Here is a 420-nt window from a genome sequence, read left to right on the forward strand (position 1 = left end):
GATGGATGTTGATACCACCCGTCGAAAGGGAGCACATGAGCGTCTATTAGAACGTTTTGGCAACCACGAGGCAGATATTCTTTTGGGTACGCAAATGATTGCTAAGGGGTTGGATTTTCCTGATGTAACCTTGGTAGGAGTTTTAAATGCGGATACAGCATTAGAATTACCGGATTTACGGGCAAGTGAGCGAACTTTCCAGCTTTTAACTCAGGTTGCTGACGTGCTGGACGTGCTGATAAGACCGGTGAAGTACTAATTCAAACCTTTAACCCCGATCACTATGCAATTCGTTTAGCTCAAAAACAAGATTATGAAGACTTTTTCTATAAAGAAATGTATTTGAGGCATTTAGGCAAATATCCGCCTTATTACTACACGGTATTAGTTAGTGTTTCGGATCGGGATGAAAGACAAGCG

The 420-nt window shown here is 41.9% G+C and carries 1 pseudogene; it reads left to right on the forward strand.

The annotated features are described in order from the left end of the window. Nucleotides 1–420 (forward strand): annotated as a pseudogene (locus C1I92_RS35965) (helicase-related protein); the annotation flags it as partial.

The sequence above is a fragment of the Jiangella anatolica genome (genome assembly GCF_003236295.1).
GTDB lineage: Bacteria > Actinomycetota > Actinomycetes > Jiangellales > Jiangellaceae > Jiangella > Jiangella anatolica.